The 26,808-nt window shown below is 61.1% G+C and carries 27 protein-coding genes; 13 read left to right on the top strand and 14 right to left on the bottom strand.

The window, feature by feature from the left end; translation table 11 throughout:
* Positions 1–8 precede the first annotated feature (8 nt).
* Positions 9–926, top strand: coding sequence for a class I SAM-dependent methyltransferase (locus tag LJD17_RS07500; RefSeq protein WP_227383522.1), 918 nt, complete (start codon positions 9–11; stop codon positions 924–926).
* Complete coding sequence (locus LJD17_RS07495) at positions 923–1,663, top strand: pseudouridine synthase (RefSeq protein ID WP_227383521.1); 741 nt, start codon at positions 923–925, stop codon at positions 1,661–1,663. The genes LJD17_RS07500 and LJD17_RS07495 overlap by 4 nt, the downstream gene beginning before the upstream one ends.
* Here the strand turns inward: LJD17_RS07495 and LJD17_RS07490 are convergent, their stop codons facing one another.
* Entirely contained in the window at positions 1,664–2,371 is a 708-nt protein-coding gene (locus LJD17_RS07490) for an HAD family hydrolase (protein WP_227383520.1), read from the bottom strand. It abuts the gene before it with no gap.
* 129 nt (positions 2,372–2,500) lie between these two features.
* Here LJD17_RS07490 and LJD17_RS07485 point away from each other — a divergent pair, with 129 nt between their 5' ends.
* The gene (locus LJD17_RS07485) at positions 2,501–2,914 is read left to right on the top strand and encodes a VOC family protein (RefSeq protein WP_227383519.1); all 414 of its coding nucleotides are present in this window, start codon (positions 2,501–2,503) and stop codon (positions 2,912–2,914) included.
* Positions 2,915–2,925: 11 nt separating this feature from the next.
* Here the strand turns inward: LJD17_RS07485 and LJD17_RS07480 are convergent, their stop codons facing one another.
* The 3 genes from LJD17_RS07480 to LJD17_RS07470 form a co-directional block, all read right to left on the bottom strand.
* On the bottom strand, positions 2,926–3,990 hold the full coding sequence (locus LJD17_RS07480; protein WP_227383518.1) for an HlyD family secretion protein: 1,065 nt from the start codon (positions 3,988–3,990) through the stop codon (positions 2,926–2,928).
* On the bottom strand, positions 3,987–5,546 hold the full coding sequence (locus LJD17_RS07475) for an MFS transporter (protein WP_227383674.1): 1,560 nt from the start codon (positions 5,544–5,546) through the stop codon (positions 3,987–3,989). Before LJD17_RS07475 ends, LJD17_RS07480 begins: the two co-directional genes overlap by 4 nt.
* Before the next feature lie 161 nt (positions 5,547–5,707).
* Positions 5,708–6,151, bottom strand: coding sequence for a MarR family winged helix-turn-helix transcriptional regulator (locus tag LJD17_RS07470; protein ID WP_227383517.1), 444 nt, complete (start codon positions 6,149–6,151; stop codon positions 5,708–5,710).
* A 172-nt stretch (positions 6,152–6,323) separates the two neighbouring features.
* On the opposite strand from LJD17_RS07470, the gene LJD17_RS07465 reads away from it, so the two are divergent.
* The 3 genes from LJD17_RS07465 (at position 6,324) to LJD17_RS07455 (ending at position 8,549) form a co-directional block, all read left to right on the top strand.
* Positions 6,324–6,563, top strand: a complete 240-nt coding sequence (locus tag LJD17_RS07465) for a DUF3297 family protein (protein ID WP_227383516.1) — start codon at positions 6,324–6,326, stop codon at positions 6,561–6,563.
* A gap of 87 nt (positions 6,564–6,650) precedes the next feature.
* On the top strand, positions 6,651–7,952 hold the full coding sequence (locus tag LJD17_RS07460; protein WP_227383515.1) for a flavin monoamine oxidase family protein: 1,302 nt from the start codon (positions 6,651–6,653) through the stop codon (positions 7,950–7,952).
* 99 nt (positions 7,953–8,051) lie between these two features.
* Positions 8,052–8,549: a peptide deformylase gene (locus tag LJD17_RS07455; protein WP_227383514.1), complete on the top strand. Its 498-nt coding sequence runs from the start codon at positions 8,052–8,054 to the stop codon at positions 8,547–8,549.
* Positions 8,550–8,561: 12 nt separating this feature from the next.
* Here LJD17_RS07455 and LJD17_RS07450 read toward each other — a convergent pair whose 3' ends face one another.
* The 3 genes from LJD17_RS07450 to LJD17_RS07440 form a co-directional block, all read right to left on the bottom strand.
* Positions 8,562–8,873 carry a hypothetical protein gene (locus LJD17_RS07450; protein WP_227383513.1) on the bottom strand — a complete coding sequence of 104 codons (312 nt, stop codon included), beginning with the start codon at positions 8,871–8,873 and terminating at the stop codon, positions 8,562–8,564.
* A gap of 163 nt (positions 8,874–9,036) precedes the next feature.
* On the bottom strand, positions 9,037–9,852 hold the full coding sequence (locus tag LJD17_RS07445; protein WP_227383512.1) for an isocitrate lyase/PEP mutase family protein: 816 nt from the start codon (positions 9,850–9,852) through the stop codon (positions 9,037–9,039).
* A 97-nt stretch (positions 9,853–9,949) separates the two neighbouring features.
* Positions 9,950–11,437, bottom strand: coding sequence for a DNA-3-methyladenine glycosylase 2 family protein (locus LJD17_RS07440; protein WP_227383511.1), 1,488 nt, complete (start codon positions 11,435–11,437; stop codon positions 9,950–9,952).
* A 288-nt stretch (positions 11,438–11,725) separates the two neighbouring features.
* Between LJD17_RS07440 and LJD17_RS07435 the strand changes: the two genes are divergently transcribed.
* Entirely contained in the window at positions 11,726–13,135 is a 1,410-nt protein-coding gene (locus LJD17_RS07435) for a M10 family metallopeptidase (RefSeq protein WP_227383510.1), read from the top strand.
* A gap of 85 nt (positions 13,136–13,220) precedes the next feature.
* Here LJD17_RS07435 and LJD17_RS07430 read toward each other — a convergent pair whose 3' ends face one another.
* The gene (locus LJD17_RS07430) at positions 13,221–14,279 is read right to left on the bottom strand and encodes an ornithine cyclodeaminase (RefSeq protein WP_227383509.1); all 1,059 of its coding nucleotides are present in this window, start codon (positions 14,277–14,279) and stop codon (positions 13,221–13,223) included.
* A gap of 3 nt (positions 14,280–14,282) precedes the next feature.
* Positions 14,283–15,212 (bottom strand): arginase, encoded by a 930-nt coding sequence (rocF, locus tag LJD17_RS07425; RefSeq protein ID WP_227383508.1) that lies wholly within the window; start codon positions 15,210–15,212, stop codon positions 14,283–14,285.
* Positions 15,213–15,334: 122 nt separating this feature from the next.
* On the opposite strand from rocF, the gene LJD17_RS07420 reads away from it, so the two are divergent.
* From LJD17_RS07420 to LJD17_RS07410, 3 genes are all read left to right on the top strand, one after another.
* Positions 15,335–15,772 carry an Lrp/AsnC family transcriptional regulator gene (locus LJD17_RS07420; RefSeq protein WP_227383507.1) on the top strand — a complete coding sequence of 146 codons (438 nt, stop codon included), beginning with the start codon at positions 15,335–15,337 and terminating at the stop codon, positions 15,770–15,772.
* A gap of 195 nt (positions 15,773–15,967) precedes the next feature.
* Positions 15,968–17,083: a succinylglutamate desuccinylase/aspartoacylase family protein gene (locus LJD17_RS07415; RefSeq protein ID WP_227383506.1), complete on the top strand. Its 1,116-nt coding sequence runs from the start codon at positions 15,968–15,970 to the stop codon at positions 17,081–17,083.
* A 185-nt stretch (positions 17,084–17,268) separates the two neighbouring features.
* Positions 17,269–18,954: a sensor histidine kinase gene (locus tag LJD17_RS07410; protein ID WP_227383505.1), complete on the top strand. Its 1,686-nt coding sequence runs from the start codon at positions 17,269–17,271 to the stop codon at positions 18,952–18,954.
* A gap of 53 nt (positions 18,955–19,007) precedes the next feature.
* Here the strand turns inward: LJD17_RS07410 and LJD17_RS07405 are convergent, their stop codons facing one another.
* Together LJD17_RS07405 and LJD17_RS07400 are read right to left on the bottom strand one after the other, a co-directional pair.
* The gene (locus tag LJD17_RS07405; RefSeq protein ID WP_227383504.1) at positions 19,008–19,934 is read right to left on the bottom strand and encodes a carbon-nitrogen hydrolase family protein; all 927 of its coding nucleotides are present in this window, start codon (positions 19,932–19,934) and stop codon (positions 19,008–19,010) included.
* Between the two features lie 81 nt (positions 19,935–20,015).
* Positions 20,016–20,219 (bottom strand): hypothetical protein, encoded by a 204-nt coding sequence (locus LJD17_RS07400; protein WP_227383503.1) that lies wholly within the window; start codon positions 20,217–20,219, stop codon positions 20,016–20,018.
* Between the two features lie 148 nt (positions 20,220–20,367).
* Here LJD17_RS07400 and LJD17_RS07395 point away from each other — a divergent pair, with 148 nt between their 5' ends.
* A complete protein-coding gene (locus LJD17_RS07395; RefSeq protein WP_227383502.1) occupies positions 20,368–21,348 on the top strand; it encodes an ABC transporter substrate-binding protein in 981 nt (326 codons plus the stop codon).
* The gene (locus tag LJD17_RS07390; RefSeq protein WP_227383501.1) at positions 21,345–23,060 is read left to right on the top strand and encodes an ABC transporter permease; all 1,716 of its coding nucleotides are present in this window, start codon (positions 21,345–21,347) and stop codon (positions 23,058–23,060) included. Before LJD17_RS07395 ends, LJD17_RS07390 begins: the two co-directional genes overlap by 4 nt.
* A gap of 89 nt (positions 23,061–23,149) precedes the next feature.
* Here LJD17_RS07390 and LJD17_RS07385 read toward each other — a convergent pair whose 3' ends face one another.
* Together LJD17_RS07385 and LJD17_RS07380 are read right to left on the bottom strand one after the other, a co-directional pair.
* Positions 23,150–23,680 (bottom strand): hypothetical protein, encoded by a 531-nt coding sequence (locus LJD17_RS07385; protein WP_227383500.1) that lies wholly within the window; start codon positions 23,678–23,680, stop codon positions 23,150–23,152.
* 148 nt (positions 23,681–23,828) lie between these two features.
* Positions 23,829–24,605, bottom strand: a complete 777-nt coding sequence (locus tag LJD17_RS07380) for a YoaK family protein (protein WP_455030151.1) — start codon at positions 24,603–24,605, stop codon at positions 23,829–23,831.
* 244 nt (positions 24,606–24,849) lie between these two features.
* Between LJD17_RS07380 and LJD17_RS07375 the strand changes: the two genes are divergently transcribed.
* Entirely contained in the window at positions 24,850–25,794 is a 945-nt protein-coding gene (locus tag LJD17_RS07375) for a DMT family transporter (RefSeq protein ID WP_227383499.1), read from the top strand.
* A gap of 17 nt (positions 25,795–25,811) precedes the next feature.
* Here the strand turns inward: LJD17_RS07375 and LJD17_RS07370 are convergent, their stop codons facing one another.
* Complete coding sequence (locus LJD17_RS07370) at positions 25,812–26,702, bottom strand: LysR substrate-binding domain-containing protein (RefSeq protein ID WP_227383498.1); 891 nt, start codon at positions 26,700–26,702, stop codon at positions 25,812–25,814.
* Between the last annotated feature and the right edge of the window lie 106 nt (positions 26,703–26,808).

Raw genomic sequence — 26,808 nt, 5'->3', positions numbered from 1 at the left:
CGAACAGCTTGGACGAGACAAAACCCAACGGTATATACGGCGCTCCGCCACCTGAACTCGCGCCTGTGCGCGAGGACGCTCTCCAGTTCTCGCCGCTCATGCCTGGCGCTCAATCGCTGGAACAGTGCAAGGAAGGGGAACTGGCGAGCCTCGTGATCGCGGCTCCGCCGGGTACGTTGGAGCGACGCTACACCTTGGCCTTGGGTCTCAAGGCGCTGTCCCCGGGAGCGGAACTGGTCGCTCTCGCGCCAAAGGACAAAGGCGGATCGCGGCTGCGCAAGGAGCTGGAAGCTTTCGGTTGCTCGGTCAGCGAGGACGCGAGGCGACACTATCGCATCTGCACCGCTAAACGCCCTGACACGATCATCGGCTTCGGCGATGCGGTCGCGGCTGGGGATATGCGCTTTATGGAAACCCTCGATCTCTGGTCGCAGCCCGGCATCTTCAGCTGGGACCGGGTCGATCCCGGCAGCGAACTGCTTCTGGAGCACCTGCCCGCGTTTTCCGGCCGCGGCGCGGACCTGGGCTGTGGCCTCGGCACGCTTGCCCGCGCGGTCCTTGCCTCCCTGAAGGTCCAGCAGCTCACGCTCTTGGATATCGACCGGCGCGCCGTGGATGCCGCACGCCGGAACGTCTCCGATGCTCGGGCCCAGGTGCGCTGGGTCGATGTCCGCTCCACGGGTGTTGGGGAAACAGGGCTTGATTTCGTCGTCATGAACCCGCCATTCCACGACGCCGGCGCGGAGGATCGGGCCTTGGGTCAGAGCTTCATTCGCCGTGCGGCCGAGTGCCTGCGCCCGGGGGGCGGCTGCTGGCTCGTAGCTAATCGACATCTCGCCTATGAGGCTGTGATGAAGCCGCTCTTTCGCAACATCGCTTTGAAGGCGGAGGCACGTGGCTACAAGATCTATGAGGCTCTCAAATGAGCAAAACACAAACCGTTCGCGTCGATCGGCTGCTTGCCAATATGGGCTACGGATCGCGCCGGGAGGTCCAGCACCTGGTTCATTCCGGAGCGGTGACGCTGGATGGCGATGCGATTGAGGACGCCGATGACCGGATCGCGGTCACGGGCGATTTGTCGGAGCGCATGCGTATCGACGGAGAGCCGCTTGATCCGCCGCCCGGTCTCATCCTGATGCTCAACAAGCCGCTGGGCGTCACTTGTTCTCACAAGGAGGCCGGACCCCTGGTCTATGGTTTGCTGCCACCCCGATGGCGACGCCGGGATCCTGCCATCTCCACCATCGGCCGCCTGGACAAGGAGACGTCCGGCCTATTGCTGATGACCGACGACGGCAGCCTGCTTCACCGGATTATTTCTCCGCGCAATCATGTGACCAAGCGCTATCATGTGACGCTCGACCGGCCCTTACGCGGCGACGAGGGAGACGTATTCGCCTCCGGGACCCTGATGCTCGACAACGAGGACAAACCGCTGCTGCCGGTTTCCATGGAGGTCCTTTCTCCCACCAGCGCCTATGTGACTCTCACCGAGGGGCGGTATCATCAGGTAAGGCGCATGTTCGCCGCCGTAGGCAATCATGTGGTGGCTCTCCATCGCGATCGGATGGGCGCTCTTTCCCTCCCTGACAACCTGGAGCCCGGCGCTTTTCGCATTCTGACCAAGGCCGAAATTGCTCTGATATTGCCGGAGCGATGATCAGGATCGATCGATGGCCTCGACAAGATCCGCCAGTTCGCCGAGGTGAGCCAAGCGCTTGAAGCGTGACGCCGTAACCGGTTCGTCCGCGTGTTCCATCGCCCAGGTCAGCTCATGGGGCACATAGACGCCCCAGCTTCCCGCCTCGATGGCGGGAACGACATCGGACTTCAGGGAATTGCCCACCATCATGCTGCGCGCGGGTCCTTCGCCGTGACGGGTGAACAGCCGATCGTAGGTTTGGGGGGACTTTTCGCTGACGATCTCGACGGCATCGAACAAGTCGCCCAATCCCGATTGGGCGAGCTTCCGCTCCTGATCGAACAGGTCGCCCTTCGTGATCAGCACGATACGGTAACGCCCCGACAATTTCTCCAAGGTCTCCCGGGCATGAGGAAGCGTCTCGACCGGATGGCTCAGCATTTCCCGGCCCGCTGCGAGAATCCGCTGGATCACAGCTGTCGGCACCCGGCCTTCCGTCACCTCTATGGCGGTTTCGATCATGGACAGGGTGAAACCCTTGATCCCATAGCCATAAAGCTGGAGGTTGCGCCGTTCCGCTTCGAGAAGCCGGCTCGAGAGGATATGAGGCTCTCCGTGATCCGCGAGCAGCGTGGTGAAATGCTCTTCCGTCAGGCGGAAATAATATTCATTCTGCCAAAGTGTATCGTCCGCGTCGAAGCCGATGGTGGATAAAGATGGCGACATGGCAGCAATGACTCTCTGATTCCCGGCGTTAGAAAATAGGCTCCTGCGCCGTTCTTGAAAATCCTGTGCTTCAAAGTTGAGCCAAGGCGTCCACATCCAGGGTGGAGCGGCCGGTATGAGGAGTGATGAATGCCAGAGCTGAACGGAGTTTTGGAAACTGCCCTGTATGTCGAGGACGTTTCCCGGGCGCAGGCCTTCTATGAAGGGATTCTGGAGCTGAAGCCGCTTTTCGCGGATCGCCGGCTTTGCGCTCTCGATGTCGCCGGGAGAAGTGTCCTTTTGCTGTTTCAGCGTGGAGCTTCCACCGAGACCATCACGCTTCCGGGCGGCACCATCCCGCCTCACGACGCCGGTGGGCAGCAGCATATCGCATTCGCCGTGTCCGAGGACGAATTGGGTGCTTGGGAACAGCGCCTCGAGAGTCGCGGTGTTCCAATCGAAGGGCGCACAAGCTGGAGCCGTGGGGGCCGAAGCGTTTATTTCAGGGACCCCGATGGTCATCTTCTCGAGTTCGCGACCCCCGGCCTTTGGTCGATTTACTGACAGATTCGACGTCAGCCTCCAGCTGCCCGCGTTTGAGCCGGCGCGGCCGTATCGACACTCACCACCACGGACATTCCGGGAGCGAGCTGCTCGGCGAGCTCCTGACCGGGATCAATGGATACGCGGACGGGGACGCGCTGAGCAACCTTAGTGAAGTTGCCGGTCGCATTGTCCGGTTTAAGAACGCTGAATTCCGAGCCGGCGGCTGGAGAAAAGCGTTCCAGGTGCCCATGGAGGCTGACATGCTCCAATGCGTCGACGGTGAAGGTCACCGGCTGTCCGATCCTCATATCGGACAATTGTGTTTCCTTGAAATTGGCAATGACCCAGACCGTCTCCGGCACGATGGCCATCAGCTGGCTGCCCGCTGAGACATACTGCCCCGGTCGTGCGCCCACCTCACTCAAACGTCCGTCCTGAGGGGCGGTGATCGTCGTATTCTGCAAATCGATCTCCGCCAGATGAACGGCAGCTTCCGCGCTTTGCACGGCGGCCTCGAGGGATTGGCGATTGATAAGCGTCGCGGCGAGATCCTGACGCGAGACTTCCAGGGCCGACATGGCTTGGCTGAGAGATGCGCGTGCCTGCTCAAGCGCCGAACGGGCTTGATCCGCCTGACTCTGGGTGCTGACGCCACGGTGAAGCAGAGGTTCTACCCGGTTCCAATTGGCCTCCGCGGTGGAAAGAGCGGCCTTTGCGCCCGTCACTTGTGCCTCGCCCGCTGCAATGCGTGCTTCGTCGGATCGGCGTTTCTGTTGGGAATTGGCAAGAGCTGCTTTCTGCACCGCCAGATTGGCTTGGGCTTGTTTCAGCTTCTGCTCGTAAATGCGGTTGTCGAGCCGCACGAGGACTTGGCCCGCTTTGACTTTCTGAAAATCCTGGACGGAGACTTCAGAGACGTAACCGGCAAGCTGAGGGCTGATCAGCGTCACTTGACCACGCACAAAGGCATTGTCGGTCGTCTCGACCGTGCTGGTGAATGGGGGCAGACGCCACGCATACAGGATCAGCATGACGCCTGAGAAGCCGAGCAAGAGGGCGATGATCGTAGCAGTCGAACGGAAGACACGGGTCATGAGCGGAGGAGCGTTTGTTGGCTTGTCAGAGGTGAAGCGGCAGCGCTGCGCCGGGCAAGGGCGGCAACGCCCATGTGTACGAGGAGCGCTGCCAGGGCGATGGCCGACAAAGCTGCAATCAGGAGGAATGCATCGTTGTAGGCGAGAACATTGGCTTCGCGGGTGGCTTGCTGCCCGAGAAGCGCGATCCCTTCCGCATTGCGCAGGGCCGGATCCGTCAAAACGCGTGCATAGGCGCTCCCGAGCTGGCTCGTGCGCTGCGCAACCAGGGGGTCGATCAAGGTGACGTGCTGCACCAGAGCATGGGAATGAAATTTCTCGCGCCAGGTGACGAACGACCCGAAGAAGGCCGAGCCGAAAAGCCCGCCGAGGCTCTGGGTCAGCAGGAACACCACGATGAAGCTCAGGATGTAGTTCGGCCCCTTCTTCAAGGCCGACATCATTCCCGAAGCTAGCGCCGGCGGAAGAAAAAGTGCGCTTGCGAACGCGATCATCGCCTGGCTCGCGTACATCTCCTCAGGGCGCGTCAGGTTCGTCGCGTGGCTGTCCCCATACGCCCCGATGCCGATCAGGCACAGGGCGGCGGCATGCATCAGCGGCTCACGTCCGGGTTTCATCATGATCGCGCATGTCAGCCCTCCGGCCACGCTTGCCCCAAGAGTGATCCATGTCAGGGTCGCGATCTGTTCGTTTTGAAGACCCAGCATCTGAAAAAAGCTGTAGGCGCCGCTCGATTGCTCCGACAAGGCGATCCTGAACAGCAGCAGAGCGCCGGTGAAATGAACGATCTCGCGGCTCGTCAGCCACCGAATGTCGATCAAAGGCGCCTTACGATTGAGCTCGATTACCCCCATCCCCGTCAGGGACACGATGGCCGTCGCGAGCAGGGCACCAAGCCATGGCGCCTCGAGCCACCAATAAAGACGCCCGAGGGTGAGCACGATCGCCAATGCTCCAAACCCGATAGCCAGAAGACAATAGCTGACGACGTCGAGGAGGCCGATCACCTTCGCCCGCGGCTGGGGCGTCAGCGGAAGCAGATAGACGGCCGCAACGCTCAGGAGCGCCAGCGCGATTTCGATCAGGTAAAGCCCATGCCACTGGCCGATATCGAGAAGGGCCGGGGATATGAGGCGTGCGACCGGCATGGCGATAGCGGTATTCGTCAGTGCAAGGGAAAGGCCGATATTCATCTTCCGGGCCGGAGGAAACGGCTCGAGCATGTAGAGAAAGCCCAGGGACGACATGGGCGAGGCGGCAATTCCGCTAAAGAACCGGACCACGATGGCGGATTGCAGGTCGTCGACGAAAAGATGCATCGTGGACACCAGCACAAAGCCAAGGATCGAAAGTTCGGCAAAGCGCCGCAATCCGAACTGCATGCGGATTTTGATGAGCAGCAGGGACAGGCTGACATTCGGCGCCATGTATGCCGCCATCAGCCAAGTCGCCTCGTTCGTCGTCGCTCCGAGCGATCCCTGAATTTGCGGAAGGTTCGCGGACACGAGGTTCATCCCAAGCCCCTGTGTCAGCGCAAGCAGGGTGGCCGCCAACATATACGCGGCTGCGAGAAGGGGCGGTTTGGGAACAAATGGAGGCGGGGCCGGAGCAGGCTGAGATGGTGCGGTCCCGACACGAACCTCCGATCCCTGGGCGTTTTCGGTTCCTGCAGGCGCTGTCTCAAACGTCCGCCCGGCCTCGATGGGACGCGCGGCGGTCATGAGGCATTCTCGATATTGCGCGACATGGCATGGAAGACCTGAATCGCCGCTTGCAGATCCTCTTCCGTCACATCGATCAGCACCTGCTCCCTCAGGTCGTCCGCCAGACGGCTGACGAGGTTCGCCTGCACCCGTCCGGTGCTTGTCAGCGCGATTTGTTTGGCGCGCCGATCTCCTGCAACGGGACGACGCTCGATAAGACCCTGCGTTTCCAGATTGTCGAGAAGGCGGACGAGGGTCGGCCCTTCGATTTCCAGCTCGTCCGCCAGTTCCGTTTGGGTCATGCCGTCTTTCCGGAGCAGGCGGAGCAGCGTCCGGGCTCGTGCCATGGTGAGACCGTTGGCCTTCACCCGAGCATCGAAAGTCGTTCGCAGCTTACGGCTGACCTTCGTCAGTTCGTCGATCAACACCATGCGGGTGCCGGCGCGAGACGATTTCATAGGAGCGATATCGATAGGTTGCTAATGATATGGTGCCTATATAGATGCCCGCTCCATGTCTTGCAACTCCGGAATCCTGAAAAAGGGTTGATGGAGCCATGTCGGCAGAGAGTTGGAAAATGCCCCGGGAGCCGCTATGGGCACTCCTGCCAAGACAATGAAGGTCTCATCCATGACAGATACCCCGCCGGACCGCCTCTCCACCGACCCGAAAAGCCCGTATTACGACGCCGCCATTCTCGAGCGCGGCGTTGGCATCCGCTTCAAGGGCGCTGAAAAGACCAATGTGGAAGAATATTGCGTCAGCGAAGGCTGGGTTCGGCTCTCGGTCGGCAATACGAAGGACCGGGCCGGCAATCCTTTGACGATCAAATTGAAAGGGCCGGTGGAGCCGTACTTCCGGGACGTATGACGCCCTAAATTCGCGCCAATCCTGCGTAGTCTGGAAAAGGCCCTACAGGTACCCTTACGTTTCTTTCCGGGTCGAAAGCGCGACTTCATGCAGATCACCCGACGAGGCATTCTCGCAGGCACTGTCGCACTCCCCTTCATTCGAAGGGCCGTCGCGGCCGATCTGGACGTTGTCATCATCGGGGCTGGCGCCGCAGGGCTCACGGCTGCCAAGGTTCTGCGCCAAGCGGGAAGAACCGTGGAGGTTCTCGAAGCTCGCTCCCGTATCGGCGGCCGGGCGCATACGGACCAGAGCCTCGGGGCATCTTTCGATGCCGGCGCCCATTACATTCATTGGGCCGAGCGAAATCCCTGGCGAGAGATCGCACAGGAACTCGCCGTTCCGCTCCATGAGGAGGGGGATGGTGGCTTTCGTATATTCCGCAACGGCACGCCCTTGCCCGAAACCGAACGCCGCCGCCGCCGTGCCGCCTATCGGGATCTCGAGACGTTGCTCGAAGCCACGGGCTCCATCGACGGCTCGTTTGCCGATGCCGTTCAAGGCAAGGCACAGGACCTTGCCGATGCCGCCGGCGGCATCACCTTGCTCGCTCTTGGGGAGGAGCCCGGGCGCGTCTCGGTTCAGGATTACGACCAGCTGTGGAGCGGGGATGATCTCATTCCCGCCGGCGGATACGGAATGCTGGTTGCGCGCTATGGCGCCGATGTTCCGGTTCGCCTCAATATGCCCGTCAAGCACCTGCGGTGGGGAGAGGGGCGTGTCGAGGCGGAAACGCCGTCTGGAGTCGTCACGGCCCGAACGGCGATCGTGACCGTTTCGGTCGGCGTGCTGCAGGCCGAGAGCTTGCGCTTTTCGCCAAGCCTTCCGGCAGACACGCTTCGCGCTCTCGGCGGACTCCACATGGGTGCCTTGACCAAGATTGCTCTTCGCGTTGACAGGTCACGTTTTGGCGCGGTGGAGGCTTCGGACCTGGCGGATATCGATTCACGCAACGAGACAACCAGTTTCGAATTTTGGCCGGACGGCCAGGAAATCGTGCTGGCCTATCTCGGCGGCGACCATGCCCGGGACATCTGCCGAGATGGCGAACGTGCTGCGACGGAATATGCAATCGAACGTTTGGCGACCATGGTCGGCAACCGTATTCGCGAGACCGTTCGCGGCGGGCGGTTGGCTGCGTGGTGGAGCGATCCTTATGCTCTCGGCTCATATTCCATCGTCACCCCGGGCCATCTGGCGGCCCGGCAGAACCTGCGAGCGCCTCTCGGTGAGCAAGTTTGGTTTGCCGGAGAAGCGAGTGCCGGTGGTGGCGCCATGACTGTCGGAGGCGCTTCCCTCGAAGGCGAGCGGGCCGCGCGCGAGGTTCATCTGCGTTTGCAACGCCTCTGATATTCAGGCAAACCGCATCAAGTCTGGATATCCTCTCCCCTTGCTCCGTGACCGAATATCGTCAATGAGGAAGATCTTCTGAAGGCTTGGAGAATGCCCTTGGCTGTGCGGCCGCTCGTCTATTTTCCTGATCCTCGTCTACGCCTCCCGACGGAACCGGTGACGGCCTTTGACGATAACCTCAGGCAATTGGCCGAGGATCTGACCGATACGATGCACGCCGCGCCCGGCGTCGGGATCACAGGCCCGCATATCGGCCGCCTGACTCGCGTCACTGTCATCGAACTGGACAAACGCGTCCGAATCTATGTCAACCCTCACATGACATGGCGGTCGGAACATACCGTCAGGCATGTCGAGGGCAGCGTATCGATGCCGGGCGTCACGGATGAAGTCGAGCGTTCCGCGCGCGTCAAAGTTGCTTTTCAGGATCTCGCGGGTGCTTCACACGAAGAAGAGGCAGAGGGCTTTCTGGCCGTCTGCCTCCAGCATGAGATTGACCAGCTTGACGGAATATTCTGGCTGGATCGCCTCTCGCGCCTACGGCGCGACAGGCTGATCAAGCGCTTCGGCAAGCTTGCGCCGCGTCATGGCTGACGCGACCGGATCCTACCAGCCATAACCCCGCCGCTGCGCCGGCCGCAGAGGGGAGCAGCCGCGATAGTTGCAGGTGGATTCCCATAACTCTCCCGTTGCCTCGTTGATGCATCGGCTCGGATTGCAGTCCCAGGGGCCACGGCCCCTTGCCCGCCGCGGCGGAGGATAATCGTCCATGTCGCGGTAGCGTGGCGGTGCGTAGCGAGGGCCGGGAGCGTAGTAGCCATCGTCGTCCGGGTATCCATAAGGTTGGGCGCCCGCAGGGCCTCCCGCAAGCAAAGCGCCTGCAAGCGCAAGGGACGCCAAGGCAACGCGGTTCAACATAGAACCCTCCACAGGTTGGCTCCGAATGTCGGAGTCGCATCAAGAGACGCTACTCAGACCGTACTGAACCAACAGTGAATGCAGCTGGAGGCCCTCAGTTCCTCGGATCTCCTTCACGCCGACCCTAAAACTTTGAAGGATACGCCCGAGGACGCCATCCTCCTCAACGGTTTCCCATCAGCTGATTGAGCTCGCGATACGATTTCGATGCCACGCAGATCGCATCGGAATTTCCCGTCTCAAGAAAATTGCCGGCAAGAGAAGCCAATTGGCCCAGCAAAGCCTCCGATAAAGCGGATCCGGCGCTGAGCCGCCTTGCGCCGAGCGCTGTGAGCCGGGCAGCGTCCGGAAGTCCAGGCCGCGCCATTACATTGAGGGGCAGTTTGGTGCCTGCCGCAAGATTCTCGATGTCCTCCGCCGCTGTTGCGCCAGGGACGAATATGCCGCTCGCGCCTGCCGCCTCATAGCGCGCGGCACGTGCCAGAACCTCGTCAACGCGCTTGTCCTGCGGCGCAAGAGCGCGCAAGTAGACGTCGGTCCTCGCATTGATGAACAGATCGACACCAAGTTTCTCGGCGCTTTGCCGCGCCTTCTCGATTTTGGCGCAGAGCAGGTCGGGAGATGATGCTCCATCCTCGATATTGATACCGACCGCGCCTGCTTCGACAATGCGGGACACGACTTCGCCGACTCTCGCCGGATCGTCGGAATAGCCGCCTTCGATATCGGTGCTGACCGGAACGCTCACGACTTTCGCAATGGCCGAGACGGTCGCGATGAGCCTGTCGATGGGGAGCGTGTCGCCGTCGGCGAAACCGTTGGCCCAGGCGACACCGGCACTTGTGGTGGCAATGGCCTTGCTCCCAAGGCTTTCCATGAGACGCGCCGTACCCGCGTCCCACGCATTGGCAAGGATCAGAAGCCCCGGTCCCTTATGAAGTTTCTGGAACAAGGCGGCTGCATCGGGTCGAATGGTCATGGGGAACTCCAAGTCAGATGGGACGGGAGGATCTTTCAAAGCTTCGCGCAAGAAAAGACGGAAGATGCGCCTGTGCCAAGTTTCGAGTGAAGAACGGTCAGACGCTGTGACTGTCGGCGGCCCAGAGAAGCTGGGCGGCGTAGGCTCGCCAGGGACGCCAGGCTTCGGCGCGTTTCTGCAACTCGACCGGAGAGGGCCGGGCGCCGCTGTTCCCAGCCGCTCCACGGAGCAACCCTATGTCGCTCGCCGGAAAGGCGTCGGGCTCACGTGCGGCGCGCAGGGCGATATAGTGAGCCGTCCACTCGCCGATCCCGCGAATGGCGCTGAGCCTCGCCACCGTTTCCTCCACGGTTGCTCGCGGCTGGAACAGAAGGGGGTCTGCAAGGGCAGCCTCGGCCACAGCCTTTAGGGCGGCCTTGCGGGCGAGCGGCATGCCGAGGGAACTCAGATCCGCGTCGAGGACCTGTGCGGCGGTCGGGAAGGCGAGCGCGAGAGACGGTTCACCGGGGCGGAAATCCGACACGGTTGTGCCGCAGATCCGGACAAGCTTGCTCCCGAGCTGGCGTCCCGCTTCCACCGAAACCTGCTGGCCCAGAATCGCCCGCATGGCGACCTCGAACCCGTCCCATCCCCCCGGCACGCGAAGACCCGGCCGTGTCTCGATCAAGCGGGCAAGCTGCGGATCCTGAGCCAGATGGTTGGAAACCGTCATGATGTCAGCGCCCAGATCGAAGACGCGCCGAACGCGTGCCACGATCGAAGGGAGAGCCCGAACTTCGGGAAAATGGATAAGTGCTTCGAGGCTTTCATTCTCGGGAAGGTGCGAAATGACAACCGTCCCGGCTTGTCCATCCTGCAGAACCGTCCGCCGGTACACGTTCCCTTCCACCTGCTCCATGCCGTCAATGGCCCGAGCTTTCAGGAAGGACATCATGGCGTCCCAATCATAAGGGGCGCGATACCGCAGCCGAACGGCTACCCCCGTAGTTGCGGACGAGCCTTCCGGCAGAGCGCTAGCACTGCGTTTGCGAATGGCGCTCGGCGGGCGGCGGTAGAGTTTCTGAAAGGTCTCGTTGAAACGGCGGACGCTGCCGAAACCCGCCGCCATTGCGACTTCTGACATAGGCAGGCGCGTGTCGTGAATCAGCTGCTTGGCGAAGAGGATCCGGCGGGTTTGCGCCACGGCGATGGGAGAGACTCCGAGATGTTCCTGGAAAAGGCGCCGCAATTGGCGCTCGCCAACCCCGAGGCGGTCCGCCAGGGCCTCGACACTCGCGTCCTCTCCATCGAGGGCTCCTTCCGCGATCAGAGCCAAGCCTCGGGATACCGTGTTGGACGTGCCGCGCCAGGAGCCGAGATCCGGTGCGGTCTCAGGACGGCAGCGCAGGCAGGGGCGGAAACCTTCCTCCTGCGCGGCTGCGGCGGAGCTATAGAAGCGGCAGTTCTCGAATTTGGCGGTCGTGGCCGGGCAGATCGGACGGCAGTAAATTCCTGTCGATGTCACGCCTACGAACAGGCGACCGTCGAACCGGCGGTCCCGTGATTGAAGCGCCCTGTAGGAAGCTTGAGGATCGAGATATGTCATGAGTCCATCTTGCCATCACGGAGGAGGGGATGCTCGCGGTTTTCGGACATCAACGGCAAGGACCTTCCGCCTAGTCTGAAAATAACCGCCGGCAGGAAAAAGGGAACAGTGCAGGACTTGTTGCCTGTCTCCTGTGCCTATGGTCCGCCGACTCTCCGCCCAGACTCGACTTGGGTCGAAATTCTCAAGTGGGTGCAGTGATTTAGCGCAGTTGCTACCCCTTAAGAGTTATCGCTCGCCCTGCAATCTTTCGTAGCCTTTTCGTCCAAGATTTGCTGAGGAGCAATAATGACGGGAACGGTTTCAGTCGGGCGTACCGGCTATCAGGATATCGACGCCCTCTTTTCCGGGCGGATGTGGAATACACAAAACCTCACTTACAGCTTTCCCACCAACGCATCCTTCTTTGGCCCGGCTTACGGTCTGGGCGAGCCGCAGGATGGGTTCAGGGCCCTAAGCACTCAGCAAATGGCCGCGACGGCCGCAGTGTTGGGATCCATCGTGGAAGTGACAAACCTCACCTTCAGCCCCATCCAGGAGAGCGCAACGACACATGCGACCTTGCGCGTCGCCATGTCGGACATGCCATCGTCAGCCTGGACCTACACGCCGTCGGAGTTCTCCGAGGCTGGAGACACTTGGCTCGGTACGGCGAACGGCTGGTACGATGCTCCCCGATTGGGAAACTACGGTTATTACACTCTGCTTCATGAGCTTGGGCACGCCCTCGGCCTCAAGCACGGGAATGAAACGGAGGAGTATGGAGCCCTCCCTTACGCGCATGACTCGATGGAATATTCCGTCATGACCTATCGGTCTTATGTCGGCGCTGCAGGTCAGTACGTTGAGAACGAGACCTGGGGTTTCGCCCAATCCCTGATGATGAACGATATCGCGGCTCTGCAGCGCATGTACGGCGCGAATTTCAATTCGCATGCCGGAAACACGACTTACCAGTTCGATCCGTTCTCCGGCCAAACCTTCATCGACGGGGAGGGGCAGGGCACACCGGGTGCCAACCGGGTGTTCGAGACGATCTGGGATGGTGGCGGAATCGACACTTACGATCTGTCGAACTATGCGACGAATCTCGCCCTCGATCTGAGGCCCGGCGCATGGTCGACTCTATCGCAAGCGCAGCTGGCGCAGCTCGGAAGCGGTCACAAGGCCCAGGGAAACATCGCCAACGCGCTCCTCTACAATAACGACTCTCGCTCGTTGATCGAGAATGCCAACGGCGGAGCAGGGAACGATACGATCACCGGAAATGCTGCCGCCAACGTTTTGAAAGGCGGTTCCGGCAACGACCGACTCAATGGCCTTGAAAACGACGACACGCTGAATGGAGGACTCGGCAACGACATCCTGACGGGCGGACCGGGAAAGGACGCCTTTCTGTTCGGTCAAATTCCCAATCGAACGACAAACCTCGACAACATCACCGATTTCAGCGTCATGGACGACACGGTTCTGCTGGACGATGCGATCTTTGCATCGGTCGGCACGCCAGGCTTCCTCGACCCGTCCAAGTTCTGGATCGGCGCGAAAGCGCACGATGCGTCGGACCGTATCGTCTATGATGCATCGACGGGTCTCATTTTCTATGACGCGGACGGCACCGGACGCGTGGCTCCGGTGCAGTTTGTTCAGGTCTCGAAAGGTCTCAAGATGACGGCTGCGGATTTCCTGATCTTATAGGCCTTGAGACTTCGCTGCCGGAGAGCGGCGTTCGATCGCAAGCATCCGTTGGACCCGCATCTTTCGGGCCCAACGGCGGCCTCGGTCATGCGGCCGTCGGGGTTGCTGCCTGAGCCCGCAGTAACATGCCGAAGAGATCGCGCGGCTCGTCCGGGTCGGCCAGGAGATCCAGCTCCTCGTAAAGGCCTGTGCGGGCGATCTGTCGTTTCACGTAACGCAGGGCCGAGAAATCTTCGATGGCGAAGCCTACGGAATCGAACAGGGTGATCTGGCGGGCATCTCGGCGGCCCGTCGCCTTTTCGGCGATCACCTGCCAGAGTTCCGTCACCGGATGATCGGGCAAAAGCTGCTGGATCTCCCCTTCGATCCGGGTCTGGGGCGGATACTCGACGAAAATGTCCGAGCGCCGCAGGATGTCCGGATGGAGTTCGGTCTTGCCGGGGCAGTCCCCTCCGACGGCGTTGATGTGAATGCCGGATCCAACCATGTTATCGGTCAATATGGTGGCGTTCTGCTTGTCGGCCGTCACGGTCGTGACGATTTCCGCGCCTTCCATCGCTTCCTCGATCGAGGTGCAGACGGCAAGATCGAGACCCATGCCCGCAAGGTTGCGGACACATTTTGCGCTTGCCGCCCGGTCGATGTCGTAGAGACGAAGCCGGTCGATCCCGAGCATCGCCTTGAAGGCGAGGGCCTGAAATTCCGCCTGGGCTCCGTTGCCGATGATCGCCATCGTGCGAGCATTCTTCGGGGCGAGAAACTTGGCCGCCAGTGCCGATGTGGCAGCCGTGCGCAGCGCCGTCAGGATCGTCATTTCGGTAAGAAGCACGGGATAGCCCGTGCCCACATCCGCCAGCACTCCGAAGGCCGTGACGGTTTGGCGGCCTTCACGGGTGTTCTTGGGATGACCGTTCACATATTTGAAGCCATAGACTTCACCGTCGCTGGTCGGCATGAGCTCGATGACGCCCTCTCTGCTGTGCGAGGCGACGCGCGGCGTTTTGTCGAACATCTCCCAGCGGCGGAAATCAGCCTCGATCTCGTCCGCCAGCTCCACCAGGAATCGCTCCACGCCGATGGTCAGCACGAGCTTCATCATATGATCGACGCTGACGAACGGAACGATGTTGAGTTTCTCGATCATGGTTCAGAAGCTCCGTGTTGGACGATCGAGGACGCGGCGTCCCATGAGGCTTGCGACAAGGTCGACCATGAGCAGGGCGGTACGGCCACGCTCGTCCAGAAAGGGATTGAGCTCGACGAGGTCGAGGCTGCTGACGAGGCCGCTGTCATGGAGGATCTCCATGATAAGATGCGCTTCACGGAAGGTCGCTCCTCCCGGGACCGTCGTGCCGACGCCCGGTGCGACGTTCGGATCGATGAAGTCCACATCGAAACTCACGTGCAGACGGCCCTTGGCGGTTTCCACGCGCTTCAAAAACGCATCGAGAAGAGGAACGACCCCGTTCTCGTCGATGGACCGCATGTCATGGATCGTGACACCCGCCGTCGCGAGGGCGGCACGCTCCGCGCTGTCGACGCTGCGAATGCCCATCATACAGACATTCTCGGGACGCACCGGAACTGAATTGGCCGGAAAGTAGCCATCGAAGCCCTCACGGCCGGTCGCATAGGCCATCGGCACCCCGTGAAGGTTGCCGCTCTGGGTCGTTTCCAGCGTGTGAAAATCGGGATGGGAGTCGAGCCAAAGGACAAAAAACTCGCGTTCTTCCTCTGCGGCCCTTCGGCTCAGGCCCGTCATCGATCCCGCGGAAAGGCTGTGGTCGCCGCCAAGAAAGATCGGCATTCCGTCGCCGCTCGCCTCATAGGCGGCTTTCGCGATGGTTTCCGTCCAGGCAACCACTTCCGGCAGGAACTTGATGGCGCTGTTGCCATGGGAGACGTCCCGGCACGGTCCCGGCGTCAGGTTTCCCCGGTCCTCGACCGTATAGCCAAGGTCCCGCAGGGCTCCAGCAAGGCCGGCTGTGCGGAATGCGCTCGGGCCCATGTCACACCCGAGTCGTCCTGCACCTTCCTGGACCGGAGCACCCAAAAGAACACATGGCCTACGCGTCATCTGCTTCTCCCATTCTTCGGTCAAGCTAACGGTAAGGGCTGGCGAAACGAACAATAAACATTGACAATATTCGTGGCATAGCTTTGCAAATTGCTCATATGGGCCTTCCAAATCGGTGATTCATGGATGAACTCGATCAGCGTCTGATTACGCTCCTGCGCCACAACGGGCGACGGAGCGTCTCCGACTTGGCTCTCGAGCTTGGGGTGTCGCGTGCCACCGTCAGGGCCCGCATGGAGCGGCTCGAGCAATCGGGAGACATCATCGGCTACACGGTGATCTTGCGGGCCGATGCGGTATCCCTGCCTGTTCGAGGGATCATGCTCATCGAGCTGGAGGGCCGAGCCGCCGACCGGGTCGTCGATGTCCTGGGCGGATTTCCCGAGGTCAGTGACATCCATACGACGAATGGAAAGTGGGATCTCGTGGTTGAACTCGGAGCCGCGAGCCTGACGGATTTCGACGCGGTGTTGAGGCGCGTTCGACTGATTCCAGGCGTGATCGCGTCCGAGACAAATCTTCTGCTGGCCACTCCCAGGAGCACGCGGGCGCGGCTCTAACCCACAACCCATGACCATATGGCGCAGGATTCCAGCCGGTAGGCCGTCGTTTCGCTATTGCGGCGAAGCTCGGATTGAGCCGAGCATCTGCCGTGAAGCCTTTGAGGATGGGCCAGCCGGGCCGACGATGGCTCCAGGCTTGCAGGGAGCCGATTCCTCTGGCACTTGCGGTCGGTCAGCTTCGGAGTTGCGTGCATGCGTCTTGATTCTCTCTCCCTTCCCGGCACGACCCCGGGTCTTTCCATCACGCTCTCGTTTCTACGATTCGGAACGCCGGGAGCCGGCCCTAAGGTTTATATCCAGGCCGGTCTTCATGCCGATGAAACGCCCGGTCCTCTGACTGCGCACCATCTGCGGCAACGTCTCTCTTCGCTTGAGGAGGCAGGGCGCATCAAGGGTGAGATCGTCCTGGTGCCGGTCGCCAACCCGATCGGTCTTGCGCAGCGCCTCAACAATGTCTTCCACGGCCGGTTCGATTTTTCGGATGGGGGGAACTTCAACCGCTATTTCCCCGACATGACCGATGAAGTCGCGGAAGAAGTGGGGCCGCAACTCGGACCCGATCCGCAGGCCAACATGGTGCTGATCCGTCAGTCATTGAAAAAGGCGCTTGCGTCCCGCACTCCGGTCTCACCCACCGAGCACCTCAAGCAGATCCTTCTGAGCGAGGCGATCGACGCGGATATCGTGCTCGACATTCATTGCGATTCCGATGCCGTCGTCCACCTCTACACGCTCACGCCTCAGGCGGAGGAATTCGCTCCCCTTGGCGCCTATCTCGGTGCGAAGGCGGTTCTGCTGGCCACCGAATCCGGCGACAATCCCTTTGACGAGGCGGTGAGCCGCCCTTGGCTGCTTCTTCAGGAGCGCTTCCCCGATGCCGCCATTCCGATGACGGGATTTGCCACGACCCTGGAGCTGCGGGGCCAGGCGGATGTCTCGGATGAGCTTGCTGCCGCTGATGCCGAAGCGATCCTGAATTATCTGACCCTGCGTGGGGTCATCAGCGGCACAGCACCGGAGCTGCCGTCCTTGCCCGTCGAGCCGACACCTCTTGCCGGAACCGAAGCCGTGACGGCGCCGTGCGCAGGAATCATCCTGTTCAAGAAAGTCGCCGGTGACCATGTCGCGGCCGGCGATGTGGTTGCGCATCTTCTCGATCCCTCTTCCGGGCATGAGACGATTGTACGCGCCTCCACGGACGGCATTCTGTTCGCGCGCTGTGCGACCCGCTTCGCCCATGCGGGAAAAAGGCTCGGCAAGATCGCCGGTTCCAAAGTCATTCGCACCGGAAAGCTGCTCAGTCCGTGATCGTGATCGCCGCATGAGCTCGGCCATTCGCCTGCCTGCCTTATTCTTGATAAGACAGGCAAAATCCTTTTACGGCCGCATGTCAGCGAAGGCCAAGCCTGTCGACAACCGCCGAAGGTGCATTATGATGCCCCGGAGGGCGCACGAGGCGCGGATGCCCCGATATCACGGAGAATACGGTGGCGATGCCGCAGCCTAAGCTGTCCCTACGACTTCGGCTGTTCATTCTGACGGCCGTAGCCCTCGTTCCGGCGCTCGCGATCCTGATTTACAATGAAGTCGCCTTGCGGCGGAGCCGGGAAGCGGAGATTCATGCCTTGGCCCTCCGGCTGGGGCAATCGGCGGCCCTGGAGATGCAGAGCATCATCGAGGGCAGCAAGGGGCAGCTGCTTGCAGTCGCGTTCGCGCCGAGCGTCAGGTCGTTCAATCCGGATTTATGCGTCACGTATCTCCAGGATGTTCAAACGCTCTCGCCGCATCTCACGCCGATCACCGTTCTCGACTCCGATGGCAAAGTTCGCTGCCGTGCCGATGCCAAAGGTCATGGCGAGAACCTGAGCGATCGTGCCTATTTCCAGAACGCGATTGAAACCGGCCAGTTCATCATCGGTGGATACACGGTCAGCCGGATCTCTGGAAAGCCCACCCTGCCGATGGCGGCGCCCATCCGCAATGAGAGCGGAGCCATCATCGGTGTGCTGGCCGCCGGGCTCAATCTGGAATGGCTGGGAGACAGGTTGCGTCAGAGGGACTTTGCTCAAGGCAGTGCGCTGACGATTGCCGATCGCGGCGGCTATATCATCGCCCGCGAGCCTTTCCCCGAGCGCTTCATCGGCACGCGCATTCCCGATCCCTTTCTGTCTCTGGTCAACGGCAAGACGCCCGGCACGCAAGAGGTTCTCAGTCAGGACGGAACGACGCGGGTCATCGGCTATATTCCGGCAACGGTCATGCCGAACAGTCTCTATATCAGTGCCGGCATTTCGAAGGATGAAGCCTTTCGGGCGGTTGATCAGGCAACGCGCCGAGGCGCGGCGCTGGTCCTGGTCGGCGCGATCATCGCCTTTCTGTCCGCATGGCTGTTCGGCCGCAGCTTCGTGAGAGATCCCGTGGCGCGGCTCGTGGATACCATCAAGGCTTGGCGCGAGGGGGATCTTTCCGCGAGAACCGGCATGTCCCCCGAAGCGGGCGAGCTGGAAACGGTCGGTGCGGATATCGACCTTATGATGGATGAGATTGCATTTCGGCAATTGCAGCGTGAGCGGGCCGAAGAGCGTCAACGCCTGCTGCTCAACGAATTGAACCACCGGGTGAAGAATACGCTTGCGACTGTGCAGTTCATCGTGGCGCAGAGTCTGCGGACGGCCGCGACCCCCGGGCAGGCCCGTGAGTCTCTCGAGGGTCGTCTCATTGCTCTTGCAAGGGCGCACGACGTGCTGACCCGTGAGCAATGGGAAGGAGCCGAGCTTAAGGACATCGTTTCGCAGGCAATCGAACCGTTCCAGAATCCGGATGAGCAGCGATGGCACGTGGAAGGACCGGAGGTCCGCGTGTCTCCTCAAACGGCTTTGGCTCTGGCCATGACCTTTCAGGAGCTCGCCACCAACGCGGTAAAGTATGGAGCCCTCTCGAACGCCACAGGACAAGTGCGCATCACGTGGTCGGCGGTCGAAGGTTCGGGTTCACCGGGAAACCGTATTTCCATCCGATGGGAAGAAAATGGGGGGCCTCTCGTCCGGAAGCCCACGCGCCGGGGTTTCGGATCCCGGCTTCTCGAACGTGCTTTGGCGCAGGATCTCGGAGGAGAGGTTCGGCTCGACTTCGTCTCGACGGGAGTGGTTTGCACGGTCGAAGCTTTGACGAGCGGATGAGATCCGTTTTTGCTTTTCAGCTCCTTGTTCCGTCGCTCGAGGCCGCCCACCCATCAGAACGAACGACGTTCCTTGCTCCGTTCGTCCGATAAATCACGGCTCTTATAAATTTCGCCGCGTCGTGCCTGGGCACGCCAAAGCCGCGCTTTGGTCAAGGCGACCTCATACGCCGGAGCTGTCCGATCAAGTATCGTGGTGATAATCGCCGGTTCTCCGGCAGCCAGCGCTTTTTCGATGATCTTTCCGTCTGGCCCTATCGTCATGCTCGGGAGACCAGGGCTGCATTGAGCGGGAGTTGCGAGGCTGATCCAATAGCAATTCGTCGCCGCATGAGCTTGGGCTTGCAATCCGAACATCGGATTGTCGCTATATGTCGAAAAGAGAAGACACTCCACTCCGAGCGTCTCATACTCCGCAAAAATCTCCGGGAACTGAACCTCGATGCACAGGGCGCATCCGAACGTGAACCCGTCGACTTTGAAAACGAGCGGGTCGCAACCGGGCGTGTACCAATCGGTGACTTCGCTGTGCGATAGAAAGCGCTTGTCGTAGCGACCGGCGAGTCGCCCTTCATCGGAGATCACATAAACGCTGTTGTGCGGTCGGTTCGGAGCCGTGAGAGAATGCGCGCACCCGATAACGGCCCAGATGCCGAGCTTCTTGGCCAGGGCCGCCGTTTCATCAAGCTGGGCTCTGATCTGTTGCCAGTCGACCCTGTTCCAATCGCGAATCTGTGCTTTGCTGTAGCCGGACATGGCACCTTCGGTAAAATGGACCAGCCGCGCCCTCCGACGGGCGGCCTCCGTCATGAGATCGCGAATGTGTTGGCCGTTGGCACGCGGATCAGGCGTGACGAGGCTTTGCGCCACGGCGATTGTAGGAGGTGCGGTGATCATCAGGGCATGATCGGCCCCGGACGAGCGGTCTTTCAAGGCATGCGTGGGATATGTCCACGCCTGAATCAGGTCCCTATCAGTCACCCGTACGGGTCCGTAGAGCCCGCCATAAGAATGTCATAGGACTTATCTAAACAGGCTTCATGGGGGCATGATGCGGAGTCGCTAATGTTTTGCCGCGAGCTTGACCTGAACGAACTGCTTGCCGAGCCGATGATCCGTCAACTCATGGCGCGGGATGGTGCAACCGAGCAGCAGGTTCGTGCGATCGCCCATTCGGCACAGAGAAGGCTCACCGGGCGGCGAGAAGAACGCCAGTTTGCCGTAACGGAAGCCTTGTGCCTGCTCTCGCGCCCGCAGCAGTTTCATTCATGCCGGGACTAGGGGCCAGGGACTAGGGGCCAGGAGCGCCAGCGCCTGCGAACACCCGTCTGGCGCGAAGGGAACATGCGTCGTATAGCTGTCACCAAACGTCTTTAGGTCAGCCTCTCTCCCATTCACCTTGAGGTTCTTTGCCATGAAGCGCTTGGCTCTCGCTATTCTTGCGGCTGCCCTTTTTCCGGCGGCTGCGCTTGCTCAGGATATTGCCGGCAAGCTCGTTCTGTATACGAGCCAGCCGAACACCGACGCGCAGCAGACCGTGGATGCCTTCAGGGCGAAATTCCCCAATGTCGACCTATCCTTCGTCCGGGACGGGACCCCACGCATCCTGGCGAAGCTGGCGGCCGAGTTCGAAGCGGGCCAGCCCCAGGCCGACGTGCTGCTGATCGCGGACAGCGTCACCATGGAGGGCCTCAAGAAAGATGGGCGGCTCATGGCTTATGAAAGCTCGGCGCTGTCATCCTATCCGGCCGGCATTCACGATCCGCAAAGGCAGTGGTTCGCCACCAAACTGATTACGACCGGGATCGTCTACAATACCAAGGCCTCTTTCAAGCCTTCTTCCTGGGCGGACCTGACGAAGCCTGATGCCAAGGGACAGGTCATCATGCCCAGCCCCTTGAATTCCGGAGCGGCATTGATCCATGCCGCGACCCTCACGGGCAACCTGGAAGGCGGGTGGAAATATTACGAGGCGCTGAAGGATAACGGAGCCATGGCCGGCGGCGGTAATGGCGATGTGCTCAAGAGCGTGTCCGGTGGCGACAAGCTTTATGGAGTCATCGTCGACTTCATGCCCATACGGGAAAAGGCCAAAGGCGCGCCGGTGGAGTTCGTATTCCCGAAGGAAGGCGTCTCGGCCGTGTCGGAGCCGGTGGCAATCCTCAAGGGAACTCGCAATCCGGAAGCCGCGAAGGCGTTCATCGATTTCCTGCTCTCGAAGGAAGGGCAGGAAATCGCGCTCAAGCAGGGCTATATTCCGGCCCGCGGAGACGTTCCGCTCCCGGCGGGGTATCCGCCACGGGACCAGATCAAGGTCATGGCGTTCGATGCGGCGAAGGCGCTTGCCGATGAACGCAAGAACAAAATGACCTTTGCCGATATCTTCGGCCAGTGAGGGCCGCACCTGCCGATGAGCGCTCCCTTCTCAACCGGGGAGGGGGAGCGCTCATTGCCGTTCTGTTCGCCGCCGTCGTCGGCTTTGCGGTCCTGCCCGTCGGGCGGCTTCTCCTGGCTGCCTTTTTGCCGGGCGGCGTTTTCGGTCTGAGCGGTTTCACCGAGCAAATCATGAGCCGGGCGGCACAACGCGCGATGTTCGCGAGTTTTGAGAGTGCGACGGCATCCAGTGTTCTGGCCCTTGGCGTCGGCGGGATTCTTGCGCTGGTCTTGGCCGCCACGGACGTCCGAGGACGGCAACTCCTCACCTTTCTGTTCGTCCTATCGATGCTCATCTCGCCTCAGGTCGCGGCGGTCGCATTCTTGAGCCTCACCGGCTCTGCCTCGCCCATCCTCAATACACTTGGACTTGCGCCGGAGCCTGGAAGCGTCAATCCCCTTCTCGGTCGGAACGGGGTTGTGCTGGTCATGGGCTTGCATCATGCGCCCCTCGTTCTTGTGGTCCTCATTGCCGGTTTCAAACGCATTCCGCGGGGCCTGGTGGACGCGGCACGCATCGATGGCGCATCACCCTGGCGGATCGTCACGACGATTCTCCTGCCCCTTCTCCGGCCTCACCTGGTGGGTGCTGCACTCCTGGCCTTCGTAGCCGGCATCGGGAATTTCGGCATTCCTGCCGTACTCGGCCTGCCGGTCAATTACGTGACGCTGCCGACGCTCATCTATCGCCGCCTGTCGAGTTTCGGCCCGACGATCATCGGCGATATCGCGGCCCTTGGCGTTCTTGTCGGAGCCATGGCCGGTCTGGGGGTGATCGCAAGCCGCATGGCGCTGCGCGCGCCCGCCGTTCTGATCGAAGATGAAACGAGGCTCGAGCCGTTCTGGAGGCTCGGCCGCTCGAGACCTTTCGTGGAAAGCGTCCTTTGGCTGGTTACCCTGCTCGTGCTGGTCCTCCCTGGCCTTGGACTTCTGGCGGCGGCTCTTGTGCCTTCCCATGGCATGCCTTTGACCGCGTCCACCATTACGCTGGAACACTTTGCCGAAGTCCTTCTGCGCCAACAGGTGACCGTGCGGGCCTTCACGAATTCGCTGACCTTCGCTGGGGGGAGTGCCCTGTTCCTGGCGTGCCTGTCGATCCCGCTTGCCTATGCGCTTGCCCGGCGAACGCCGCGCATCGTCGGTATCGTCAGCGGCGTGATCGAAATGCCTTATGCCTTGCCCGGTATCGTGCTCGCGGTCGCGTGCATTCTTCTGTTTCTTCGACCGCTGCCGCTGATTGGCCAGTCGCTTTACGCAACGCCCTGGATCATTCTTTTCGGATACGCCGCACGTTTCCTGCCCGTCGTCTTGAAGCCTGTTCTGGCGGCGATGGGGCAGGTGGATCCGGCACAGGAGGAAGCGGCGGCGCTTGATGGCGCCGGGTCGTGGCGACGGTTAAGGGATATCGTCGCGCCATCTTTGTTCCCGGCGGCAGCCGCAGGTGCGCTTCTGGCTTTTCTCTTTGCCTTCGGCGAGCTGACCGTATCTGCGCTTCTCTGGTCGGCCGGCACCGAGACAGTCGGCGTCATCCTCTACAGCTTCGAGGAAGCCGGGCTCGCGAGCCAGGCCGCAGCGATCGGCCTTGTGACGATCACCGTTGTGGCAATGACGATGATCGTGCTCGATACGGCACGGTCGTTCCTGCCGGAGGGTATTTTGCCGTGGCGTGTCTGATGCGGCCTGTGCCTCGAGGCCGCAGACATGCACTCATCATCGACACTGAAGGAACATCAGTGCCGACACCATAGCCATCGTGAGCGGATTTATTTGACGCCGGAATGGTCGGACGTCATGAGGGGCGCTGCGCCGATGCGCCAGCGTTCGGGAGCGACGAAGACCCGTCTGCGCTTTTGAGCCTCGAAGTCCAGGGGCGGCTTGGCATTGTTGATGAAGCGGCCGATCTGATCGTTGAAATCGGCGCCACTGCGCCAGAAGCCGACATTGACGAAGGTGGTCCAACCCGGATCCAGATCCCATACCATCCAGGGATATTGCGTGCGATCCTCGACACGGCTGAGGAACTCGCTGATCAGGCCCGAGCGATCGGCGATGGTGGCTTGGTTGGACCAGTAGTCCAGGAACTCCTGCTCGCGGCCTTTCTTGATCCGCCATTCGACGAGGACGATACGAATGGGGGTCGTGTCGTTGGCGGTCGTCCGGGCCGGGCGGGATGACGGGGGGCGAGCTTCCTGTGCGGATGGAATGGTCGGTGCAAGGAAAAGTCCAAGGCCGACCACAGCTGCTGCCAGCCCGGGCCTTCGAAGGGCTTCGACAAAGTACAGACCAGATCTCATCGCTTTCTCCCTCTGGATGACGCAGGATTATTGTTCAGGCTTTTGCAAAAGGCGAACTGCGATTCATAGTTTTCCTAGGAAGAGTGTCTTGCGTTCGTCCGCTATCGACCACGGTCCGAGGGCGCACCTCCGAGGCAGGTGCCTGTCTTTATGGCCGACGGCTCGCAAAGCTGTTGAGCAGCAAGGGGCTTGCCAGGATCAAAAGAAGCAGCCCGAGCGGAATGCAGGTTGCGAACCCCCAATGTTGAAAGCCGAAGGCGCCGAACACGCCGCCGGCGAAGAAGGAGCCGAGAAGAACAAGCAGCAGACGAAGTTTCGGCCGGTCCGCTCGCACCGGCTCCGCCCCGGGCTTCATGGAGGCCCTGTTCCAGTAGACGAGCTTTCCGAACTCGATCCCCACGTCGGTAATCATCCCTGTGACGTGTGTCGTGCGGATGCGAGCCCCGGAGATTTTGGTCACGGTCGCGTTCTGTAGCCCCATGATGAAGCAGAGGAGGAGAACGGCAAGCACGGTAAACAGGGCGGTGCCCTGCATGAAGGCGCCAAGAAGGCCGAAGCCGAAAAGGAGAATCGCTTCAAGCATCAAGGGCAGAGCGAAAAAGTCCCTCCGCTCCCTGCGGCGCCCCCAGTTGATCAGTATCGCCGAACAGGCCGCGCCCAGGACGAAGAACACGAGCGCACTGAGCCCTGCGAGGACAAGGCTCAGCGTCCCGAGGACGAGATTGTCCGCGAGGGCCGAAAAGATCCCCGACATATGCGATGTGTACTGACCGACAACCAGAAACCCGCCCGCATTGACGGCCCCCGCGACGAAGGTCAGCACCATTCCGAGCTGGGTATCCGCGATGCCGGATCTCTCTGCGCCGATAACACGCTGCGTGTAGTCCATGTAGCGGGCAGAGAGGCTCCCTTTGCGCTGAAACATGTGCTGTCGGCTCATAGGAGATTGTTATCACTCAAGGGTTTGGAGAGCTATGAATCATTAAACGGCACCCTCGCCCGAGGAGAATCCTGAAACACTCTCCGTGTCGCACGGGCATGCCTGGTTGGGGCCACGGAACAAATTCCAACAGCTTTCATCAGCGTTTGAAGGAGAAATGATCATATTTCATCATTTGCCCTGATGAGACGATGAGCGTAACCGGGGGGCGTACAAAGGAAATATGATCATGTCGCACGCTACGACGCCGCGATTGGAGACGATGCCGGAAGTGCAGCCCGCGCGGCTTGAGGGGAGCACCCTCGGATTGTACGTGGCGACCGTCATCTTGTGGGGCGTCAGCTGGATCGGCATTCACGCTCAACTCGGCGTGGTGGCGCCTGAGATGTCCGTCCTCTGGCGCTTTGCCCTGGCGGCCTTGTGCACCTGGGGATGGGTGTGGGCGGCCGGCATGCGGGTCCGTTTCGTTCTTTCCGATCACCTGCGCTTCATGGCCGTGGGGCTGTGCCTCTTTTCGTTTAATTTCATCTGCTTCTACTATGGCGGTTTGTCCGTTCCGTCCGGACTTCTCTCGGTTGTGTTCTCGCTGGCCTCCATCTTCAACCTGGTGCTGAGCTTCGTGATCTTTCGTCAGAAGGTGGAGCTGCGCGTCGCCATCGGCGGATTTATCGGAGCACTCGGCATCGTGCTGCTGTTCTGGCCGGAGATCACGGGCGCAGGCTTCAACGCCGCGGCCTTGCGGGGACTTGGATTGTGCGTCCTCGGCACCTTGTTCTTCTGTTCAGGCAACATGATCTCAACGGTCGTGCAACGTCGCGGTGCTCCACTGATCTCCGCGAACGCCTGGGCCATGACCTATGGGGTGATCGTTCTCGTTGGTCTGAACCTCGTGCGTGGCAATGCCTTCATCATCGAGCCGACGATCACCTATATCGGCGCGCTGATCTATCTCGCGGTCGGCGCTTCGGTTCTCGCCTTCGCGGCCTATCTGACGCTCCTGCGGCGGCTCGGTGCGGCGCGGGCCGGTTATACGACGGTCCTTTTCCCGATCATCGCGCTTGCCGTTTCAACCCTGATCGAAGGCTATGTCTGGACGCCGCTCGCCGCATTGGGCGTCGTCTTCGCCCTTGCGGGGAACGTGCTGGTCCTGCGCCGTCCGGCCGCAAAGGCATAGCGGAACCAAGCGGGCGGTTATTCGGCCGCCGGCGCCAGGAGCGGACGGGTCGAGCCCAGATTGTCCAGGGACTGCTTGATGTGGAAGCCGAGGGCATCGGCCAGCGGGTTCTCGCCGCCACGGGAGCGGATCAGCCCGATCTTGCAGGAGGGCAGGGCTGGGAAGCCGTCCGAGGGACCAAGGATCCGCATGCCGGGACGCACCGCGCTTTCGGGAAGCACCGACACCGCAAGGCCCGCGAGAACCGCGGCTCCCACCGCCGTCGAATGCCAGCTCACATAGGCGATGCGGAAGGGGCGGTCGGCACTTTCCAGAGCTTCGGTTGCCGAATGCCTCCAGTTGCAGTTGGGGCGCCCGAGAGCCAGCGGAATCGGGCTTTCCTCGTGCACCGTATGCCGCCCCGAGGTCACCCAGAGCAGCTGCTCGATGCGCACGATCTCCGATGGCCCGCGGCGGTCCACATGGGTGATGATCGCAAGATCCAGATCCCCATGCTGCACCCGTTCGATGAGATTGTGCGTGGGCTCGCACATCACCGTCACCTCCGCCTTCGGGTTGGAACGGGAGAAGCGCGCCAGAATCTCGGGCAGGTAACGGTCGGCGTAGTCGTCCGGGAGGCCGAGGCGCACACGGCCGACCAGTTCGTTGTCGTTGAACGAGGCCATGCATTCGGCATTCAGACGCACGATGCGGCGGGCATAATCCAGAAGCCGCTCACCCTCATCGGTCAGTTTGGAGAGACGCCCGTCGCGCTCGAAGATCGGACGCCCGACCCGATCTTCCAGACGCTTCATCTGCATCGACACGGCACTTTGGGTCTTATGCACCACATCTGCGGCACGCGTGAAGGAACCCGTGTCGGCAATCGCCACGAAAGTCTTGAGCTGATCGATATCCAGCAGGTGCATCGGCGTTTCCCTGTTCATCACTATTGCTGATGTTACACATCTCAAACAATCGTTTCAAGTGATGTATAGGGTGTGGTATCAATTCTTGGAAATCAGGAAAAGCCAT

This window comes from Microvirga rosea (genome assembly GCF_020595095.1).
In the GTDB taxonomy this organism is placed as follows: Bacteria; Pseudomonadota; Alphaproteobacteria; order Rhizobiales; family Beijerinckiaceae; genus Microvirga; species Microvirga rosea.
Note: the sequence above shows the minus strand (reverse complement) of the source record. Positions and strands in the feature narration are given on the sequence as shown.

Excerpts from the sequence above, each read along its gene's own strand:
- LJD17_RS07415 (WP_227383506.1), top strand. The coding sequence starts at position 15,968 with ATGCGTCTTGATTCTCTCTCCCTTCCCGGCACGACCCCGGGTCTTTCC.
- LJD17_RS07475 (WP_227383674.1), bottom strand. The coding sequence starts at position 5,546 with ATGTTGGCGGCCACCCTGCTTGCGCTGACACAGGGGCTTGGGATGAAC.
- LJD17_RS07420 (WP_227383507.1), top strand. The coding sequence starts at position 15,335 with ATGGATGAACTCGATCAGCGTCTGATTACGCTCCTGCGCCACAACGGG.
- LJD17_RS07380 (WP_455030151.1), bottom strand. The coding sequence starts at position 24,605 with ATGTTTCAGCGCAAAGGGAGCCTCTCTGCCCGCTACATGGACTACACG.
- LJD17_RS07375 (WP_227383499.1), top strand. The coding sequence starts at position 24,850 with ATGTCGCACGCTACGACGCCGCGATTGGAGACGATGCCGGAAGTGCAG.
- LJD17_RS07450 (WP_227383513.1), bottom strand. The coding sequence starts at position 8,873 with ATGTTGAACCGCGTTGCCTTGGCGTCCCTTGCGCTTGCAGGCGCTTTG.
- LJD17_RS07495 (WP_227383521.1), top strand. The coding sequence starts at position 923 with ATGAGCAAAACACAAACCGTTCGCGTCGATCGGCTGCTTGCCAATATG.
- LJD17_RS07480 (WP_227383518.1), bottom strand. The coding sequence starts at position 3,990 with ATGACCCGTGTCTTCCGTTCGACTGCTACGATCATCGCCCTCTTGCTC.
- LJD17_RS07430 (WP_227383509.1), bottom strand. The coding sequence starts at position 14,279 with ATGATCGAGAAACTCAACATCGTTCCGTTCGTCAGCGTCGATCATATG.
- LJD17_RS07385 (WP_227383500.1), bottom strand. The coding sequence starts at position 23,680 with ATGAGATCTGGTCTGTACTTTGTCGAAGCCCTTCGAAGGCCCGGGCTG.
- rocF (WP_227383508.1), bottom strand. The coding sequence starts at position 15,212 with ATGACGCGTAGGCCATGTGTTCTTTTGGGTGCTCCGGTCCAGGAAGGT.
- LJD17_RS07465 (WP_227383516.1), top strand. The coding sequence starts at position 6,324 with ATGACAGATACCCCGCCGGACCGCCTCTCCACCGACCCGAAAAGCCCG.
- LJD17_RS07410 (WP_227383505.1), top strand. The coding sequence starts at position 17,269 with ATGCCGCAGCCTAAGCTGTCCCTACGACTTCGGCTGTTCATTCTGACG.
- LJD17_RS07460 (WP_227383515.1), top strand. The coding sequence starts at position 6,651 with ATGCAGATCACCCGACGAGGCATTCTCGCAGGCACTGTCGCACTCCCC.
- LJD17_RS07370 (WP_227383498.1), bottom strand. The coding sequence starts at position 26,702 with ATGCACCTGCTGGATATCGATCAGCTCAAGACTTTCGTGGCGATTGCC.
- LJD17_RS07445 (WP_227383512.1), bottom strand. The coding sequence starts at position 9,852 with ATGACCATTCGACCCGATGCAGCCGCCTTGTTCCAGAAACTTCATAAG.
- LJD17_RS07395 (WP_227383502.1), top strand. The coding sequence starts at position 20,368 with ATGAAGCGCTTGGCTCTCGCTATTCTTGCGGCTGCCCTTTTTCCGGCG.
- LJD17_RS07485 (WP_227383519.1), top strand. The coding sequence starts at position 2,501 with ATGCCAGAGCTGAACGGAGTTTTGGAAACTGCCCTGTATGTCGAGGAC.
- LJD17_RS07470 (WP_227383517.1), bottom strand. The coding sequence starts at position 6,151 with ATGAAATCGTCTCGCGCCGGCACCCGCATGGTGTTGATCGACGAACTG.
- LJD17_RS07400 (WP_227383503.1), bottom strand. The coding sequence starts at position 20,219 with ATGAAACTGCTGCGGGCGCGAGAGCAGGCACAAGGCTTCCGTTACGGC.
- LJD17_RS07440 (WP_227383511.1), bottom strand. The coding sequence starts at position 11,437 with ATGACATATCTCGATCCTCAAGCTTCCTACAGGGCGCTTCAATCACGG.
- LJD17_RS07435 (WP_227383510.1), top strand. The coding sequence starts at position 11,726 with ATGACGGGAACGGTTTCAGTCGGGCGTACCGGCTATCAGGATATCGAC.
- LJD17_RS07490 (WP_227383520.1), bottom strand. The coding sequence starts at position 2,371 with ATGTCGCCATCTTTATCCACCATCGGCTTCGACGCGGACGATACACTT.